Source organism: Dysgonomonas hofstadii (genome assembly GCF_014196915.1).
Lineage (GTDB): Bacteria > Bacteroidota > Bacteroidia > Bacteroidales > Dysgonomonadaceae > Dysgonomonas > Dysgonomonas hofstadii.
In genome coordinates, this window is sequence record NZ_JACIEP010000004.1 from 221,134 (window position 1) to 236,764 (window position 15,631).

Genomic DNA, 15,631 nt, shown 5'->3' on the forward strand with positions numbered 1-15,631 from the left:
AGATTATATGTATATCAATTTACCGGTGCTAAAAAAGCGTCATCTATATGTTCAATCTCAAAACCCTGTCCATTCCAGATAGCGGCTATCACATCGAAACGGGCAGGCAGGTCAATATCATTCTCTTTCAGATAAAAGTCAGCGGCTTCTACTATTCGTTTTATTTTGCCTTTTGAAACTGCTTCTTCAGGGTTTCCCCATTGGGAAGAACTACGAGTCTTCACTTCGGCAAAAACAATGAACTCCTCGTTACTGGCGATGATGTCTATTTCATATTTTTCATAGAGCCAATTACGTTTGATTATATCATAACCCTTTTGCCTGAGATAACGTACGGCCGCATCTTCGCCACGTTTGCCAAGTTCGTTGTGTTCTGCCATTTTTTAGTTACAAAGTTACGAATTCCAAATTACAAGGCGCTTTATTTGCTTATTGTAAACAGGAACTATATTGACCGTATCTTCTGTCAGGCAATATTCCACAGAGTCCTGTAAATTATTTGCTTCAAGACGTTTGATATGTTCTGTCCGGTTGATATATTTTCTCACATCAGCTTTTGCTTCATTCCACATAGATAGTGCGACCTGAGTTGCATCAGAAGCAGAGGTATACCCTCTATCTATCAAACGTCTCGCCAAAGCACCTCCATAAAGAGAGTCTTCAATATTAAAACGGTTATTCCACCCTGCACAAAGGACGATCACATCTTTTTGTTTTTCAAAGCAAAAGTCCGCAACAGCATCTATATTGGAAAAGGCTCCGATAATCAGTATCTCCGCATCATTTGCCATTTCGATAGCCTGCGTGCCATTTGTAGTTGTAAATACCACATCTTTCCCGCTTACCTTATCTTCAGTATAATCGAATGGGGAATTACCGAAATCGGCAAAATCACAGCGTTTTACATTGCGCTCTGCCCCTACAAGGAATCCTTTTGCTTTATAATCCTGTGCCTCCTCAATACTCGCGACAGGGATTATAGATCGTGCCCCGTTATTCAATGCGGCACACATCGTAGTTGTTGCTCTGAAAATATCCACGACAACAACAATTTTATTCTCACCATCCTGCGAATAATACGGATAGAGAGCAGGAGTAAAACAAATATCTACTTTCATCTTTATAAAGCAGCTCTAAGTCTGACTAAACGTTCCATCAAGCCCTCCAGCTGATCTAGCGGCAACATGTTTGCCCCATCTGATTTTGCATTTGCCGGATCGAAGTGTGTTTCGATGAATAGTCCGTCTACACCTGTAGCAATACCGGCCTTACACATTGTTTCAATTAATTTAGGCTGGCCTCCGGTCACCCCTGAAGCCTGATTTGGTTTTTGCAGACAGTGAGTTGCATCCAGTACTACCGGGAAGCCAAACTCCTTCATCTCGGGGATTCCCCTAAAATCGACAACAAGATCAGAATAGCCAAAGGAAGTCCCTCTGTCAGTTATGATTACATTGTTATTTCCGGAATCAACAACTTTTTGTGCAGCAAACTGCATACCCCCTGGCGCAAGAAATTGTCCCTTCTTTATATTCACAACCTTACCTGTTTTGGCGGCAGCTATCAGCAAATCAGTCTGACGGCAAAGAAAAGCTGGTATCTGTAATATATCTACATATTCGGCAGCCATTTCAGCTTCATGAGTTTCATGTATGTCGGTTACTGTAGGCACACCGAAAGTGTCATGTACTTTACGCAGGATTTTCAACGCTTTTTCATCACCTATCCCGGTAAAAGAATCTACTCGTGAACGATTTGCCTTGCGGTACGAACCTTTAAATACATAAGGTATATTGAGCCTTGATGTAATATTTATTACTTTATCTGCGATGCGAAGTGCCATTTCTTCGCCCTCTATTACGCATGGTCCGGCAAGGAGGAAGAAATTATCATTTTTAAGATCTGCTAAATTCATTATTTATAGATTGTATTTAAGTTTTTATTCCTTTCAAAGATACAAAGATTATGCCGCTAAGTAAATACCCCGGATGAAAACTTTTACATTTGAGCCGGAGAACAAATAGACTCTGAGCCCCAGAGCAAAATAAACATAATTCTAAAATCTTATATTTGTAGTTGTTAAAAAATTCATTTCTTAATGATTTAAAAAAACATATTGATTTTTTGTTCAATCCAGGAATAATATTTAAAATTGTGACGACTTAATATCACGAACACATCAAACGGTAACTTAAAGAACAGAGATCAATAAGAAAGAGCTATTAAAAAGATATTGCAGCAACTAAATTTTCTATCAGGAAACATAACAGTTCCGGAATTTAAAACACTATATTAATCAAAATAAGTTTATGGAAACAACAGTAAAACTTTATTCGTTGAGCTACAAAGATGTTAAAACATACATGTTTGCAGCCCTTTTCATTATCGGAAATATTGCATTACCTCAGCTTTGCCACTTGATTCCGGGAGGAGGCCTGACATGGTTGCCTATCTATTTCTTTACATTAATCGCTGCTTACAAATACGGATTCCGGGTAGGATTGCTGACTGCCATACTTTCTCCGTTAGTAAATTATTTACTATTTGATATGCCAGCATTGGGAGCATTACCGGCCATCATAGCAAAATCGGCCATACTTGCCGGAGCTGCTGCTTATCTGGCCCATCGTTTCGATAAGGTTTCTATTCTTGCGATAATCGGGGCTGTATTGGCATATCAGGTAGCGGGTACACTTGTAGAATTTGCTATTGAAAAAGATTTCTTTGTTGCTATACAGGATTTCCGTATCGGTATTCCGGGAATGCTGGTACAGGTATTCGGAGGATATGCACTGTTGAAAGCTATTGCTAAAATCTGATTGCAATAAGTTATGTACGATAAAACTTTTGAAGAGGTTTTCGAGCGTTTCCGTACGATACCTTTTAATGAAGATTTCGATATGATAGTTGCTATTGCCAATGGAGGAATAATACCGGCAGCAATACTTAACCAACGGTTAAATATCGAAATTCAGTTGTTAAAAATAAATCTGCGGGATAGCAATCAGAAACCAAAATATGATAGTCCCCAATTAATGGCTCCGATAGATTTCGACTACAAAAACAAACGCATCCTTTTGGTAGAGGACAGGGTGAAAACCGGAGCTTCCCTTTTGTATGCCTGCAAATTGCTCGAAGGAGCAACATATGTAAAAACTTTTGCAGTCAATGGAAAAGCCGATTACGCATTATACAATGAGGACTGCTTTAAATTCCCATGGTTATTATAACATTAAGGTCGCAGACCTATTTATTGTCTATCCAAGTATAACTCTTATTGGTAGTTATTACTTTCAAATGCAATATTAAATATTAACATTTACTTAAACATAAATTTTCAGAAAATAAATATTGGAACCTAAAATATCATGGACAGACGGAATTTTTTAAGAGCAATGGTACTTGCCGGAGCTGTAGCTACGGTAAAGTCGAGCGAAGGGATGGATATACTGGCACAGACTGTTAACAGCACCCAAACGGGAGCCAAGGTTGATATAGTGGCAGTAATGGGTGGCGAACCCGAAGCTATGTTCAGGCGTGCCATAACTGAATTGGGTGGCATGAGCAAATTTATAAAAAGTGGACAAAAAGTTGTTGTGAAGCCAAATATAGGATGGGACAAGACTCCTGAACTAGCCGGGAATACCAACCCTAAGCTGGTGACGGAAGTTATCCGTCAGTGTCTTTCGGCAGGAGCAAAAGAGGTTACGGTATTTGACCATACCTGCGACGATTGGGTGAAATGTTACAAAAACAGTGGAATAGAAGATGCTGCAAAAGCCGCCGGAGCAAAAGTCGTACCTGCGCATGAAGAATCTTACTACAAAGAAGTAAGCCTGCCAAGAGGAGTAAAACTGAAAAGTGCAAAGATACACCAGGCCATTATCGATTGTGACGTATGGATCAACCTGCCTGTATTGAAACATCATGGAGGTGCCAATCTCACAATGTCGATGAAAAATTATATGGGTATAGTATGGGACAGAAGAATATTTCACCGTACCGACCTGCAGCAATGTATTGCCGATATATGCACTTATTCTAAAAAACCTGTACTTAATATTGTAGATGCATATCGTGTCGTTCAGATTAATGGTCCGCAAGGACGTTCTGCCGCCGATGTAGTCAATCCGAAAGGATTGTTTATATCGCAGGATATCGTGGCTGTAGATACCGCTGCTGCTAAATTCTTCGGGCAGATCAGGGAAATGCCGCTCGACCATGTAAAACATTTATCAGCAGGCCAATCACTCAGTCTGGGCACGATGGATATAGATAAGCTGAACATTAAACGTATCAAAATCTAACAAACTCATATGCTTAAAAAACTGCGGGTAAGCTTATCTGTTGTATTCTTTGCCCTGATAACATTTTTCTTTCTGGATTTCAGGGCGGTAATGCCAGATGAGTTCCATTGGCTGGCACATTTGCAGGTAGTCCCTGCAATTATAGGGGGCAGCATAGGTATATTGATTTTTCTGGTAATACTCACGCTACTGTTTGGGCGTATCTATTGCTCATCCATTTGCCCGATGGGTATTTACCAGGATATAGTGGCATGGATATCTAAAAAGGTTGCCGGAAAAAAGAAAAGATATAGTTATAGCAAAGCAAAAAATATATTACGATGGATTGTATTTGCCATAGCAGCTATCAGTCCATTTGTGGGATTAACTTTTGTCTTGGCATTGGTAGATCCTTACAGTGCATTCGGACGTATGATTACCAATATATTCAAGCCTGTCTACATGAGTGGTAATAATGTGTTGGAGAGCATATTTACCAGCTTTGGCAATTATACTTTTTATAAGGTGGATGTCGTTGTGATGAGTGTTTTCTCGCTTATTATAGCTATCGCCACATTGCTGGCAATAGGATTTTTTGCATGGAAACATGGCCGTACTTATTGTAATACTATTTGTCCGGTTGGAACTTTGTTAGGCTTTGTCAGCAAGTTCTCCTTATTTAAAGTAAGAATCGATGCAGAAAAATGCAATGCCTGCGGACTGTGCGCCATGAAATGCAAAGCATCATGTATCGACAGCAAAAATCACGCAGTTGACAGCAGTCGCTGTGTGGACTGCTTTAACTGTCTGGGCAGTTGCAACAAAGGTGCTTTGACCTTTGTTCCGTATAAGAAAAAAGAGAAGCAAGTAGTTCTTGCTACAGAGTCTGTTGATAGCAATAAAAGGCAATTCTTAACCACAGCTATTACCACAGCTGTGACAGTCCCGGCTGTAATGGCTCAGGATAAGATAAACGATCTTATTTCAGATAAGGATATCCCGACGAGGCAAACACCTATAAGTCCTCCAGGTGCTTTAAGTTCCGATCATTTGCTAAGTCACTGTACCTCCTGTCACCTGTGTATCAGTCGTTGTCCTTCACGTGTGATCAAACCTGCCTTTATGGATTACGGGCTGGGAGGGATTATGCAACCTGTGATGACATACGAAAAAGGCTTTTGTAACTACAATTGTACTGTTTGTACAGATGTTTGTCCAAACAGGGCGTTGGTGAAGTTAGAGATGGAAGAAAAGCATATGACGCAGATAGGACGTGTACACTTTGTACATGACATCTGTGTGGTTGTTACAGATAAAAATAATTGTGGGGCATGTGCCGAACACTGTCCTACCCAAGCTGTAACGATGGTTCCATATGATGGGGGAGAAGGATTAACTATTCCTCATATTAACCCTGATATCTGTGTGGGCTGTGGTGGCTGCGAATTTATTTGTCCTGTGCGTCCCAATCGTGCTATTTTTGTAGAAGGCAATAAAGTGCACCGGCGAAGGGAAGCATTCGACGTAGAAGAGAAGGAAGAGCTTATAATCGATGATTTCGGTTTTTAATATATGAAGAGAGGGACTCAATGTCCCTCTCTTTTATTTATAATAATGTACTGGCTATTTCCGATAATTTGCTTCGTTCACCTTTTAACAGGTTTACATGGGCAAAGATATCCTGCCCGGTCATCTTATCTATCATATATGCCAGCCCGTTCGATTGCGCATCCAGATAGGGCGAATCTATCTGTTGCAAGTCACCGGCAAATATCATCTTAGTTCCCTCACCAGCACGGGTTATGATTGTTTTTATCTCATGTGGGGTTAGATTTTGTGCTTCGTCTATAATGCAGATCATTTCCGATAGGCTTCGCCCCCTGATATAGGCTAAGGCTTCTATTTCGAGTCTTTTATCTGTCTGAAGCTGTTCTATATTACGATATTCTGCACCGCCATAAGCTATATGGGATTTTATAACACCCAGATTATCGAATAATGGCTGCATATAAGGCATGATTTTCTGCTTTTCGTCTCCTGGGAGGAAGCCTAATTCCCTGTTACTTAATGCAACAATAGGACGTGCCAATAAGATCTGGTTATATTCTCCGCTTTGCTTTAATGCAGATGCCAGGGCAAGCAGAGTTTTACCGGTTCCGGCTTTTCCGGTGAGGGCAACCAGCTTTATTTCAGGATCGAGTAATACCTCAAAAGCAAATGTTTGTTCGGCATTGCGGGGCAAAATTCCATAGCAGGTTTGTTTCTCTATTCGCCGTATCTTATTGACAAATGGGTTGTACCGGGCCAATACGCTTTTTTTACCGTTCTTCATTACAAAACATTCATTTGGATTGACAGGATTTCCCAAATCAAGAGAATCGAAATCGATACCCTCTGCCGAAGAGTATAACTTATCTATTGTTGCCGTATCGATATTGGCAAATACTTTGTGCTGTTTCTCAAATATAAAGATATCGGCCACCTTATCATTTATATAGTCTTCGGCGAGCAGGCCAATGGAACGGGCTTTCATCCTCAAATTTATATCTTTGGTAACCAGAATAGTCTTTGTTTTGGGATCACGCTCCGCTATTTCCATCACAGCAGACAGAATGCGATGATCAGGTATCCGTTCGGGAAACATTTCGCTTACCCGCTCCTGATCCTTAATACCCGTGGCCACGAAAAGATTTCCCATTCCGCTTCCCAACGATGTCCCATTGGTAAATAAACTATCGTCGGTTATCACATCCAGTTGACGCAGAAACTCCCGTGCATTATAATTGATCTGGTCATTACCTTTTTTGAATTTATCGAGTTCTTCCAAAACTACGATAGGAAGGTATATATCATTTTCCTCAAAATTATCCAGACATCTGAAATCGTGTAGTATCACGTTTGTATCAAGTACAAAATTCTTTTTCTTCTTTTTTGCCATAAAATATATCTATATTCGGTTATATAACATAAATATAGTCTTTTTGTGCTGATTTCTTATGATAATAAATATGAATAATTGCTAATACAGATCAACATTTTCAATAAAAAAAGCTGCTCCCATCATAGGAGCAACTTCAACCTTTTGATAACCAAATTGACTTCTTACCTTTTTTATAGCTTCTTTAAACCTTTCGTCTGCGATTTATCTACGTCGAATACACTTATCGCATAACCTCCGGCAGGGGCACATTGTTGTGAAAGTTTAGATTTGTTTGTAACCACGACTTTACGTATTTCGTATGCCTCGGGATTAGTTTTGTAATGTGCATTCTTTGCATCGCTGTATATTGTTGCAATGTATGTTTTGTCCGGATCGAGAAAGTCGAATGTGAGATTCGATGTGCGGCCGTTTTCATCGCAAACACTTCCTATAAACCAGTTGTTTGTCCCTTTAGCCTTGCGGGCTACTGTCACATATTCACCCGGCTCGGCTTCCAGATATTTGCTGTCGTCCCAGTCAAGAGCTACGTCTTTGATGAACTGGAATGCATCGAGATGCTGATTGTATGTCTCTATCAGGTCGGCAGCCATCTGCAACGGGCTGTACATAGTCACATAAAGTGCCAGTTGGTTTGCAAGCGTACTGTTTACATGAGAGTTGTTATCCGGATTGTATTTGCTTACATCCATATTGAAAATTCCCGGAGTATAATCCATCGGGCCACCTATTAATCGTGTAAATGGCAATACGGTTACATGGTTTGGTTTGCTTCCTCCGAATGCCTGATATTCTGTTCCACGGGCAGATTCATTACCTATCAGGTTAGGCCATGTACGGCGAACTCCGGTCGGACGTACGGCTTCGTGTGCATTAACCATGATCTTGTAATCGGCGGCTTTTTCGAATGCATATTGGTAATGGTTTACCATCCATTGTCCGTAGTGATGCTCTCCTCGAGGGATGATATCGCCCACATACCCGCTTTTCACTGAATTGTAACCGTTGTCTGCCATAAACTGGTATGCTTTATCCAGGTGACGTTCATAGTTACGGACAGATGATGAAGTCTCGTGGTGCATCATCAGTTTTACTCCTTTACTTTTGGCATAAGAGTACAGCTCTTTTATATTGAAATCAGGGTATGGAGTCACAAAGTCGAAAACATAATCCTTCGAATTTCCGAACCAGTCTTCCCAGCCTTCGTTCCATCCTTCTACCAATACGGCATCCAGTCCGTGTAGGGCAGCAAAATCTATATATTCTTTTACATGAGCAGTGTTAGCTCCATGTTTACCGTTCGGCTTTGTTTTGGTATAATCCGTGATACCTAGTTGAACGCTTGGTAGGTCATTAGTGTAAGCCCATGTGCTTTTTCCTGTGATCATTTCCCACCATACGCCTACATATTTCACAGGCTTGATCCATGATGTATCTTTGATTTTGCTCGGCTCATTCAGATTTAGTGTTATATTTGAAGCCAGTATATCACGTGCATCGTCACTTACGATTACTGTACGCCATGGCGTATTACATGGAGCCTGCATATATCCTTTATATCCCTGTGCATCGGGAGTAAGCCACGATTCGAATACCATATTCTTGTCATCCAGATTGAGATGCATACATGAGTAATTGATCAGGGCTGCTTCATGTAGGTTGATGTATAAGCCGTCATCGGACTTCATCATCAAAGCTGTTTGTACTCCTGTCTGAGAGAAAGGAGTCTGCGATGAGTTCGGCGTAATGGCTTTACTCATCAATCCCCTGATTTCTGAAAGTTTTGATGTAGTATAATCATACTCCTGTGTGTCGTAATCGCCCGGAATCCATATCGCTTTGTGGTCTCCTGCCATAGCAAACTGAGTCCGTTCTTCTTTTATAACGAAGTAAACCAGATTATTTTGTTCCGGGAATTCGTAACGAAAGCCGAGTCCATCGTCAAATACACGAAACCGGATCAGGATGTGCCTGTCTGTAGATCTTTGATTAAGGGTAACAGCCAGTTCATTGTAATGATTACGGATATTTTTTGTTTCGCCCCATACAGGCTGCCATGTTTCATCGAATGCAGATATTTTTGAATCGGTTATATCAAATCCGTTGAGTAGAGATACTTTATCCTCTTTTTGTTCTTTTTCCACCCTTTTTACAGAAAAATCGTTAAAGTCATTATTAGCATTGCTGTTATCTTTTAGTTCCAATCCAAGTTTGCTAGGCTTGATTACATCTTTACTTTTATAAGTGAGACTGTATGTTGGTACACCACCCGCTTGTAGTGAAAATTTAAGACTTATATTTCCGTTTGGGGATTTTACTTCCTGAGCATTTATCAGGCAGGATATTAGACAAAAACAAATAAAAATGGAATGTTTGATAACCTTTTTCATGATTTACATATAAAGTTTTTACAATACAAAGGAACTATTTTGGGAGGTAACCACCTTTCTTTTGAACAGTAAACAGTGTGAAAAAGTTTGCAAACGATTGCAGGGATAAAAAAGAAAAAGCCATCCCAAAAGGGATAGCTTTTTCAATATCTTAGTCTTAGTACATTATTTTTATTTATTGAGGTAATTTCTCTCTTAAAATAATTACATAATGTCCGGTCAAATCGTTAAGGGCTACCAGATAATTTCCTGCTTTAGTTATTTCAAGATCGCTTCCACCTTGACTACCTTTACCAAATGGCATGTTTACGGATTCTCCTCCCCAGTTGATATCCCAGCCTTTGTCTGCTCTGAATTTAAGTTTTCCAGGAATCAGGTCCGCAGAGGTTGCTACCCATATATGAGGCGAAACTTGAGTCAGTTCGGTATCAGTATCCCATCCTCCGGCTGTTGCATCTCCAACAATTCCTATAAATGTATGAGATGTTGTAGCTCCGGTATAAGCCGCGAAAGAATAAGTTTCAGCATCCAGATCGATAGAAAGAGTGTATACACCTGCTGTTGAAGGTCCTGTTACATTAGCGGAATTATTCTCCAGCACAAGCGAACCAGCGGCAGTACCCTTGCCCCAGCATGGATCCCATTTACCGGCAGCTATTGGCATTTTAAATTCCGCATTGGCTTTAAAACTACCTGTATATGTATATTTTTTATTGTCGATCTTGCTGTCATCAGCAAACAATATTTGCAGACCCTTTCCTATTCCGTTGGCATCGTTGTTCCATTCATCAACGCCTGATATAAGCGATCCTGTCAGATATATAACGTCTTTGAACGGTACTTCTGCAACGTATGGCAATACCATAAAGGAAACTGTATTCGAATAAAGTGTATCGGGTTTATTCACAACAGTACTGCTTTCCAGTCTGGGTGTAGCTAAAATACGCATATTCAGGAACGTTTCAAATACTTCGTTGGTTTCACTGTCGTAACCGCCAAAACCCATAGCCCAGGTATTAAGTTCACTTGTGGAGAGGGCTCTCGAAAATACAGTATTACCCAACGATGTAGATTTGGCTGTTGCAAAAGATTCGGTTGTATCCATTTCTAAGATATATTCCACAACGATATCTTTCCCAAAATTGGCTCTCGACCAATTTAATATGGCCGGGAACGTGTTCATTATTTCTTCCGAAACTACAATATTCGATGCTCCTTCGACATTTACTGTAGGAGCCGTCGCGTTTTCGGCAGTCAACAGGTATACTTTATCTTCATCTTTGCTGCATGCCGAGAACATGAAGAGTGCGGATAAGAAGAAAAGTAATATATTAATCTTTTTCATAATGCTTCTTATTTACAGATTGATTAATAATTTGGATTTTGTCTTAAATTTGGATTTGCCATAATATCCGATGATGGTATAGGATATATATTATAATGACTGCTTACCGAACGTCCATCTGCAATACCACCTTTCCAAGGCCATATATATCTGGCTGTGGTAAACATTCCGAAACGAACCAGGTCGGTACGACGATGACATTCCCAATACAATTCACGTGAACGTTCGTTAAGTATTTCATCCAAAGTAACAGCTCCAAAAGATCCATAATTTTCGGAAGTGTCGCCAAAGGCTCTCTGTCTCAAAAGATTCATGTAAGTAAGGGCATTTGCTTCAGAGCCACCTGTGCCACCTCTTTTGATAGCTTCGGCATATATTAGGTACATCTCAGCCAGACGAAACAAAGGGAAATCGGTATCGGCATATCTAACATGTGAGCCGACAGTTCCGCTTTTTGTGATATTACGATATTTATACGTAGCGAGTCCCTGGCGGAAGTTAGTCAGATCAGCCATCTCAGGTTCATCACCAACAAAAAGGAAACGTTTATCATTGTTATCGAATCTGTCTGTTAAGCCTTTTGTTGCACGGTTTCCTGCCCATCCGGCATTGTCGGTAAGTCCGTAATTCAAACCATAATCGTTTGCCAATACGGTGTTAAAGCTACAATTGATAAGGAAAGTAGTACCTCCATAATTCTGAGTTCTTACGCCATCGTAGTTGATAGACAATATTATTTCATTATTATCCAGATTGTTATCAGCCAGGAACAGATGCTCATAATTATCTTTCAATGAAAATCCGGCATCTATTACTTTTTTACTGTACGTAATCGCCTCAGTATAACGTGCCTGTCCGGTATAAACTTCTGCATTCAGATAAAGACGGGCAAGCAAAGCCCATACAGCAGCCTGGTCTGCACGGCCATATTCATTTTGGCGAGGTTCCGGCAATTGATTTTCTATATCCAACAGCTCTGTTTCAATATATTTGAACAGGTCACTACGACTGATTTGCGGAGGTGCGACATCCAGCTCACTATTTTCGTCTACAAAAGGAGGATTGCCAAATACATCCATCAGTACCCAATACTGAAATGCACGCAGGAAACGAGATTCGGCACGGAAATGTTTCACCTCGGTTATCTCTTCGGCACTAAAACCGTTACTTGCAGCCCGTTCTTCGGTCGCCAGTCTTAAAAAAGCGTTAGCAAACATGACGTGAACAACACAACGGTTATAAAATCCCGAAACAAAAGGATTATCAGAAGAGAAATTGATGGCATTGAGCCCAGGAATACCTGTGTCTTGAAGCCAGATACATTTTGCTTCATCGGTAGGCACTTCCTGTACGTTGAAGAATCCACGTATAAAATCGGCATAAGTACCTTCGTCTAATCCTGAAATATCGGGAGAACCGGCCGGCCCCTGGTTCCCGGTGAGTGTATATCCGGCATAAACTTTAGCCAGAGAACCCTTATACCCGTCGAATGTACTGTAGACTTCCTCATCTGTACTGTCGTTTATCGGGAATCTGTTTAAATCGTCTGTACACGACCCCAGCATCAATACAGCGAGGGATACACAAACAAATTTTATATATAAGTTAATTTTTTTCATAATTACTCAATTTAACTCGATTTAGAAATTAAGATTTAAGCCTAAAACAAATGTACGTGGGCTAGGATAGTAATTGTTATCTATACCTCCTCCGATTTCAGGGTCTACTCCATCGTATTTTGTGATCGTAAATACGTTTTGCACAGTAAAGTTGGCACGAAGACCTATTTTAGGATTATTCAGTATTTTCTTAAAGTCATATCCCAATGTTATATAATCCATTTTCAGGAACGAGGCGTTCTGTACATAATAGTCGGAGAACAGGTTCTGATTATAGAAATTGGTATTGTAGATATCTTTTACCGTATTTTGTATATAATCGTTCGGATTTAAGACTTGTGAATAATTTCCGGCATTGGAATTTATGTTGTTGTACATATAATTACCCAGACTGGTTCTCAAAGATGTACCCAATGACCATTCTTTATATCTGAAATTTGTATTGAATCCCATATATACATCCGGTTCGGCTTTCTTATATCTGTAGAGGTCTTCTTCATTGATGGTACCATCTCCGTTCAGGTCTACATAGGCACCTTCAATAGGTTTGCCTGTTTCTTCATCATATATTTGTTTGTACACATAGAATGCAAATGGAGCGTAGCCTACCGAATGTATCTGTATATTACTACCGGTACCTCCCGAAATGCCACCGACACGTGCACCAATATAAGTGGAATTTGCTCCATCATTCAATGACATTTTTGTAATCTTGGTTTTATTGTATGTTACATTGAATCCCAGATCCCATTGGATATCTTTGGTGTCTATGGCAACAACGTTCACATTCGCTTCCAAACCACGGTTATTTAATTCCCCGATATTTTTAACAATAGCATTTGTATAATTGCTACCAATCGGTAATGGAATGTAATTCAGCAGGTCTTTTGTTTTCTTGTAATAATAATCGATGGCTCCAGATACTCTGTTGTCGAAAAATCCGTAATCTATACCAATATTATATGTCTGAGTTTGTTCCCATTTACGGTCTTTGTCATATCCGTCGGGACGCCATGTGTGATAGAAACTATCGCCAAATTGAATTTGTCCTGTAGTTTGTCCGTAGCTATACTTAGGCAGATATTCATAATTCCCTATTTCCTGCTGGCCTGTGACACCATAGCCTAAACGAAGTTTAAGGTTGCTGAGTTTGCTAAAGCCTTGCATAAAGCTTTCTTCACTTATACGCCATGCTAATGCTACAGAAGGGAATGTTCCCCAACGGTTGTCTTTGTTGAAACGGGATGAACCGTCACGACGAACAGTCGCAGTTACCAGATAGCGGTTCATGAATGTATAATTAAGACGTCCGTAATAAGATATCAATGTGTTTTGATTTTCAGATGTAGGGAAAGTTACTTCTTCCAAAATTACATCACCTGCATAATTTGTCCTTGCAAAATTCTTATCGGTTGTTTTCCAGTCCTGATAGGTATAACCTCCCATAATATCAATACGACTGTTTATCTCTTTCAAATCTTTTGCATAATTGAGATAAAACTCCATCAATAGATTTCTCTTTTTCTGGTCATATTTTGTGCGCTCACCGCCATCACCACCTTCATCAGAAACTGTATTATAAGCTTGTGGCGCCCACGCCTCAACAGCAACGTTACCTTTGCCCTGTGCTACATCATAACCTAAATTCAGATTAGCTCTCAACTCTGGCAAAAAATGCATTTTGTAATCGAACTGAATGTTTCCGATGCTGCGATAAACATCCGACTCATCGTGACGGCTTTCCAGCAGGGCTACCGGATTTTTTGTAGCCAATGGATCTGGTTTTGTTGAACTTCCCCATGTCCAATATCCACCAAAATTTTCAAAACCTTCGGCCTTTACAGGTTTGGTAGGATCCATACGAAGGGCTGCGCCTATCGCATCACCGTTACCGAATCTTTGGCTGGAATATGTTCCTTTTAAGTTCAGGTTCACACTCAGATGATCTTCAAGAAATTTAGGTGATAAACTGATAGAAGCTGTTGTACGCTTCATATTGTCAGTTTTAAGAATACCATCCTGACTAAGGAATGCAACTGAAGCCCTGTATGGCATATTATTAAATGATCCTGATATGCTCACATTATTGTCGGTAGTAAATGCCGTACGGAATATTTCGTCTTGCCAGTCAGTATTGGCATCGCCCAGTAAACTTGTATATCTGTCTGATGAATAAGGATTGTTCAAAACGATTTCACGAAGTTCATCTCCAGTCAATACATCCACTTTTTTAGCTACAGTAGATATCGAGTTTTGGCTCGAGATATTTACATTTAACTTTTGGCCAAGGCTTCCTTTTTTTGTAGTGATAATTATAACCCCATTGGATGCCCTGGAACCATAAATAGCAGTTGCAGATGCATCTTTCAATACGTTCATCGATTCTATGTCATTCGGATTCAGAGTAGATAATACATCTGTAGATCCTGACAAGCCACCTACATCCATAGGCACATTGTCAATAACGATAAGAGGATCGTTTGTTGCACTAAGAGAGGCTCCCCCTCTGATTCGGATGCGTGCTCCCGACCCGGCTCTACCTCCATTAGAAGTGATTTGTACACCAGCGACTTTACCTGTGATTAACTCGCTGGGTGAAGTCACAACTCCTTTTTGGAAGTCTTTTTCACCTATTGGAGTAATTGCACCTGTCAAATCATCTTTCCTAACGCTACCATAACCGATTATCACCACATCCTGAAGCATTTCCACATCTTCTGCCAGTGATACATTAATCGTAGTTTTGCCGGCAACAAGTACTTCCTGGGTTTTGAACCCTACATATGAAAATACCAATGTAGCATCGGCTGGCACATTGTTCAACACATAGTTACCATCCATGTCTGTTACAGTTCCGGTTGTAGTTCCTTTCACGACAACACTACCACTGATAATAGGCTCGTTGAGGTTGTCCTTTACATTACCTCTCACTGTAATTGTTCCGCCTTGGGCGTACATTGCTGATGATAACGTAAATATCCCTAACATAAGTATCAGGAATATTTTTACACATCTGTTCTTAACCTTTCTTTCCATTTGAATAATATTAAGAT

Annotated in this window: 12 protein-coding genes; 4 read left to right on the plus strand and 8 right to left on the minus strand. The window is 40.1% G+C overall.

The window, feature by feature from the left end; genetic code table 11:
• Positions 1 to 14: 14 nt before the first annotated feature.
• The 3 genes from GGR21_RS06895 to kdsA are packed head-to-tail and all read right to left on the minus strand — an operon-like array spanning position 15 to position 1,915.
• A complete protein-coding gene (locus GGR21_RS06895) occupies positions 15 to 380 on the minus strand; it encodes a YraN family protein (protein ID WP_183306468.1) in 366 nt (121 codons plus the stop codon).
• A gap of 15 nt (positions 381 to 395) precedes the next feature.
• Positions 396 to 1,118, minus strand: a complete 723-nt coding sequence (locus GGR21_RS06900; RefSeq protein ID WP_183306469.1) for a 2-phosphosulfolactate phosphatase — start codon at positions 1,116 to 1,118, stop codon at positions 396 to 398.
• A 2-nt stretch (positions 1,119 to 1,120) separates the two neighbouring features.
• On the minus strand, positions 1,121 to 1,915 hold the full coding sequence (gene kdsA / locus GGR21_RS06905; RefSeq protein ID WP_183306470.1) for a 3-deoxy-8-phosphooctulonate synthase: 795 nt from the start codon (positions 1,913 to 1,915) through the stop codon (positions 1,121 to 1,123).
• A 394-nt stretch (positions 1,916 to 2,309) separates the two neighbouring features.
• Between kdsA and GGR21_RS06910 the strand changes: the two genes are divergently transcribed.
• The 4 genes from GGR21_RS06910 to GGR21_RS06925 all read left to right on the plus strand — a co-directional run bounded on the left by GGR21_RS06910 (position 2,310) and on the right by GGR21_RS06925 (position 5,855).
• On the plus strand, positions 2,310 to 2,819 hold the full coding sequence (locus GGR21_RS06910) for an ECF transporter S component (RefSeq protein WP_183306471.1): 510 nt from the start codon (positions 2,310 to 2,312) through the stop codon (positions 2,817 to 2,819).
• A gap of 12 nt (positions 2,820 to 2,831) precedes the next feature.
• Positions 2,832 to 3,230 (plus strand): phosphoribosyltransferase, encoded by a 399-nt coding sequence (locus GGR21_RS06915; RefSeq protein WP_183306472.1) that lies wholly within the window; start codon positions 2,832 to 2,834, stop codon positions 3,228 to 3,230.
• 138 nt (positions 3,231 to 3,368) lie between these two features.
• Positions 3,369 to 4,307 (plus strand): DUF362 domain-containing protein, encoded by a 939-nt coding sequence (locus tag GGR21_RS06920; RefSeq protein ID WP_183306473.1) that lies wholly within the window; start codon positions 3,369 to 3,371, stop codon positions 4,305 to 4,307.
• 9 nt (positions 4,308 to 4,316) lie between these two features.
• Positions 4,317 to 5,855: a 4Fe-4S dicluster domain-containing protein gene (locus GGR21_RS06925; protein WP_183306474.1), complete on the plus strand. Its 1,539-nt coding sequence runs from the start codon at positions 4,317 to 4,319 to the stop codon at positions 5,853 to 5,855.
• Between the two features lie 37 nt (positions 5,856 to 5,892).
• Here GGR21_RS06925 and GGR21_RS06930 read toward each other — a convergent pair whose 3' ends face one another.
• The 5 genes from GGR21_RS06930 to GGR21_RS06950 all read right to left on the minus strand — a co-directional run bounded on the left by GGR21_RS06930 (position 5,893) and on the right by GGR21_RS06950 (position 15,614).
• On the minus strand, positions 5,893 to 7,224 hold the full coding sequence (locus GGR21_RS06930) for a PhoH family protein (RefSeq protein ID WP_183306475.1): 1,332 nt from the start codon (positions 7,222 to 7,224) through the stop codon (positions 5,893 to 5,895).
• Between the two features lie 173 nt (positions 7,225 to 7,397).
• Positions 7,398 to 9,614 (minus strand): glycoside hydrolase family 97 protein, encoded by a 2,217-nt coding sequence (locus GGR21_RS06935; protein WP_183306476.1) that lies wholly within the window; start codon positions 9,612 to 9,614, stop codon positions 7,398 to 7,400.
• A gap of 175 nt (positions 9,615 to 9,789) precedes the next feature.
• A complete protein-coding gene (locus GGR21_RS06940; protein ID WP_183306477.1) occupies positions 9,790 to 10,959 on the minus strand; it encodes a SusF/SusE family outer membrane protein in 1,170 nt (389 codons plus the stop codon).
• A 23-nt stretch (positions 10,960 to 10,982) separates the two neighbouring features.
• Positions 10,983 to 12,578 carry a RagB/SusD family nutrient uptake outer membrane protein gene (locus tag GGR21_RS06945; protein WP_183306478.1) on the minus strand — a complete coding sequence of 532 codons (1,596 nt, stop codon included), beginning with the start codon at positions 12,576 to 12,578 and terminating at the stop codon, positions 10,983 to 10,985.
• A gap of 21 nt (positions 12,579 to 12,599) precedes the next feature.
• Entirely contained in the window at positions 12,600 to 15,614 is a 3,015-nt protein-coding gene (locus GGR21_RS06950) for a SusC/RagA family TonB-linked outer membrane protein (protein WP_183306479.1), read from the minus strand.
• Between the last annotated feature and the right edge of the window lie 17 nt (positions 15,615 to 15,631).

Excerpts from the sequence above, each read along its gene's own strand:
- GGR21_RS06950 (WP_183306479.1), bottom strand. The coding sequence starts at position 15,614 with ATGGAAAGAAAGGTTAAGAACAGATGTGTAAAAATATTCCTGATACTT.
- GGR21_RS06930 (WP_183306475.1), bottom strand. The coding sequence starts at position 7,224 with ATGGCAAAAAAGAAGAAAAAGAATTTTGTACTTGATACAAACGTGATA.
- GGR21_RS06915 (WP_183306472.1), top strand. The coding sequence starts at position 2,832 with ATGTACGATAAAACTTTTGAAGAGGTTTTCGAGCGTTTCCGTACGATA.
- GGR21_RS06910 (WP_183306471.1), top strand. The coding sequence starts at position 2,310 with ATGGAAACAACAGTAAAACTTTATTCGTTGAGCTACAAAGATGTTAAA.
- GGR21_RS06940 (WP_183306477.1), bottom strand. The coding sequence starts at position 10,959 with ATGAAAAAGATTAATATATTACTTTTCTTCTTATCCGCACTCTTCATG.
- GGR21_RS06895 (WP_183306468.1), bottom strand. The coding sequence starts at position 380 with ATGGCAGAACACAACGAACTTGGCAAACGTGGCGAAGATGCGGCCGTA.
- GGR21_RS06925 (WP_183306474.1), top strand. The coding sequence starts at position 4,317 with ATGCTTAAAAAACTGCGGGTAAGCTTATCTGTTGTATTCTTTGCCCTG.
- GGR21_RS06920 (WP_183306473.1), top strand. The coding sequence starts at position 3,369 with ATGGACAGACGGAATTTTTTAAGAGCAATGGTACTTGCCGGAGCTGTA.
- GGR21_RS06935 (WP_183306476.1), bottom strand. The coding sequence starts at position 9,614 with ATGAAAAAGGTTATCAAACATTCCATTTTTATTTGTTTTTGTCTAATA.
- kdsA (WP_183306470.1), bottom strand. The coding sequence starts at position 1,915 with ATGAATTTAGCAGATCTTAAAAATGATAATTTCTTCCTCCTTGCCGGA.
- GGR21_RS06900 (WP_183306469.1), bottom strand. The coding sequence starts at position 1,118 with ATGAAAGTAGATATTTGTTTTACTCCTGCTCTCTATCCGTATTATTCG.
- GGR21_RS06945 (WP_183306478.1), bottom strand. The coding sequence starts at position 12,578 with ATGAAAAAAATTAACTTATATATAAAATTTGTTTGTGTATCCCTCGCT.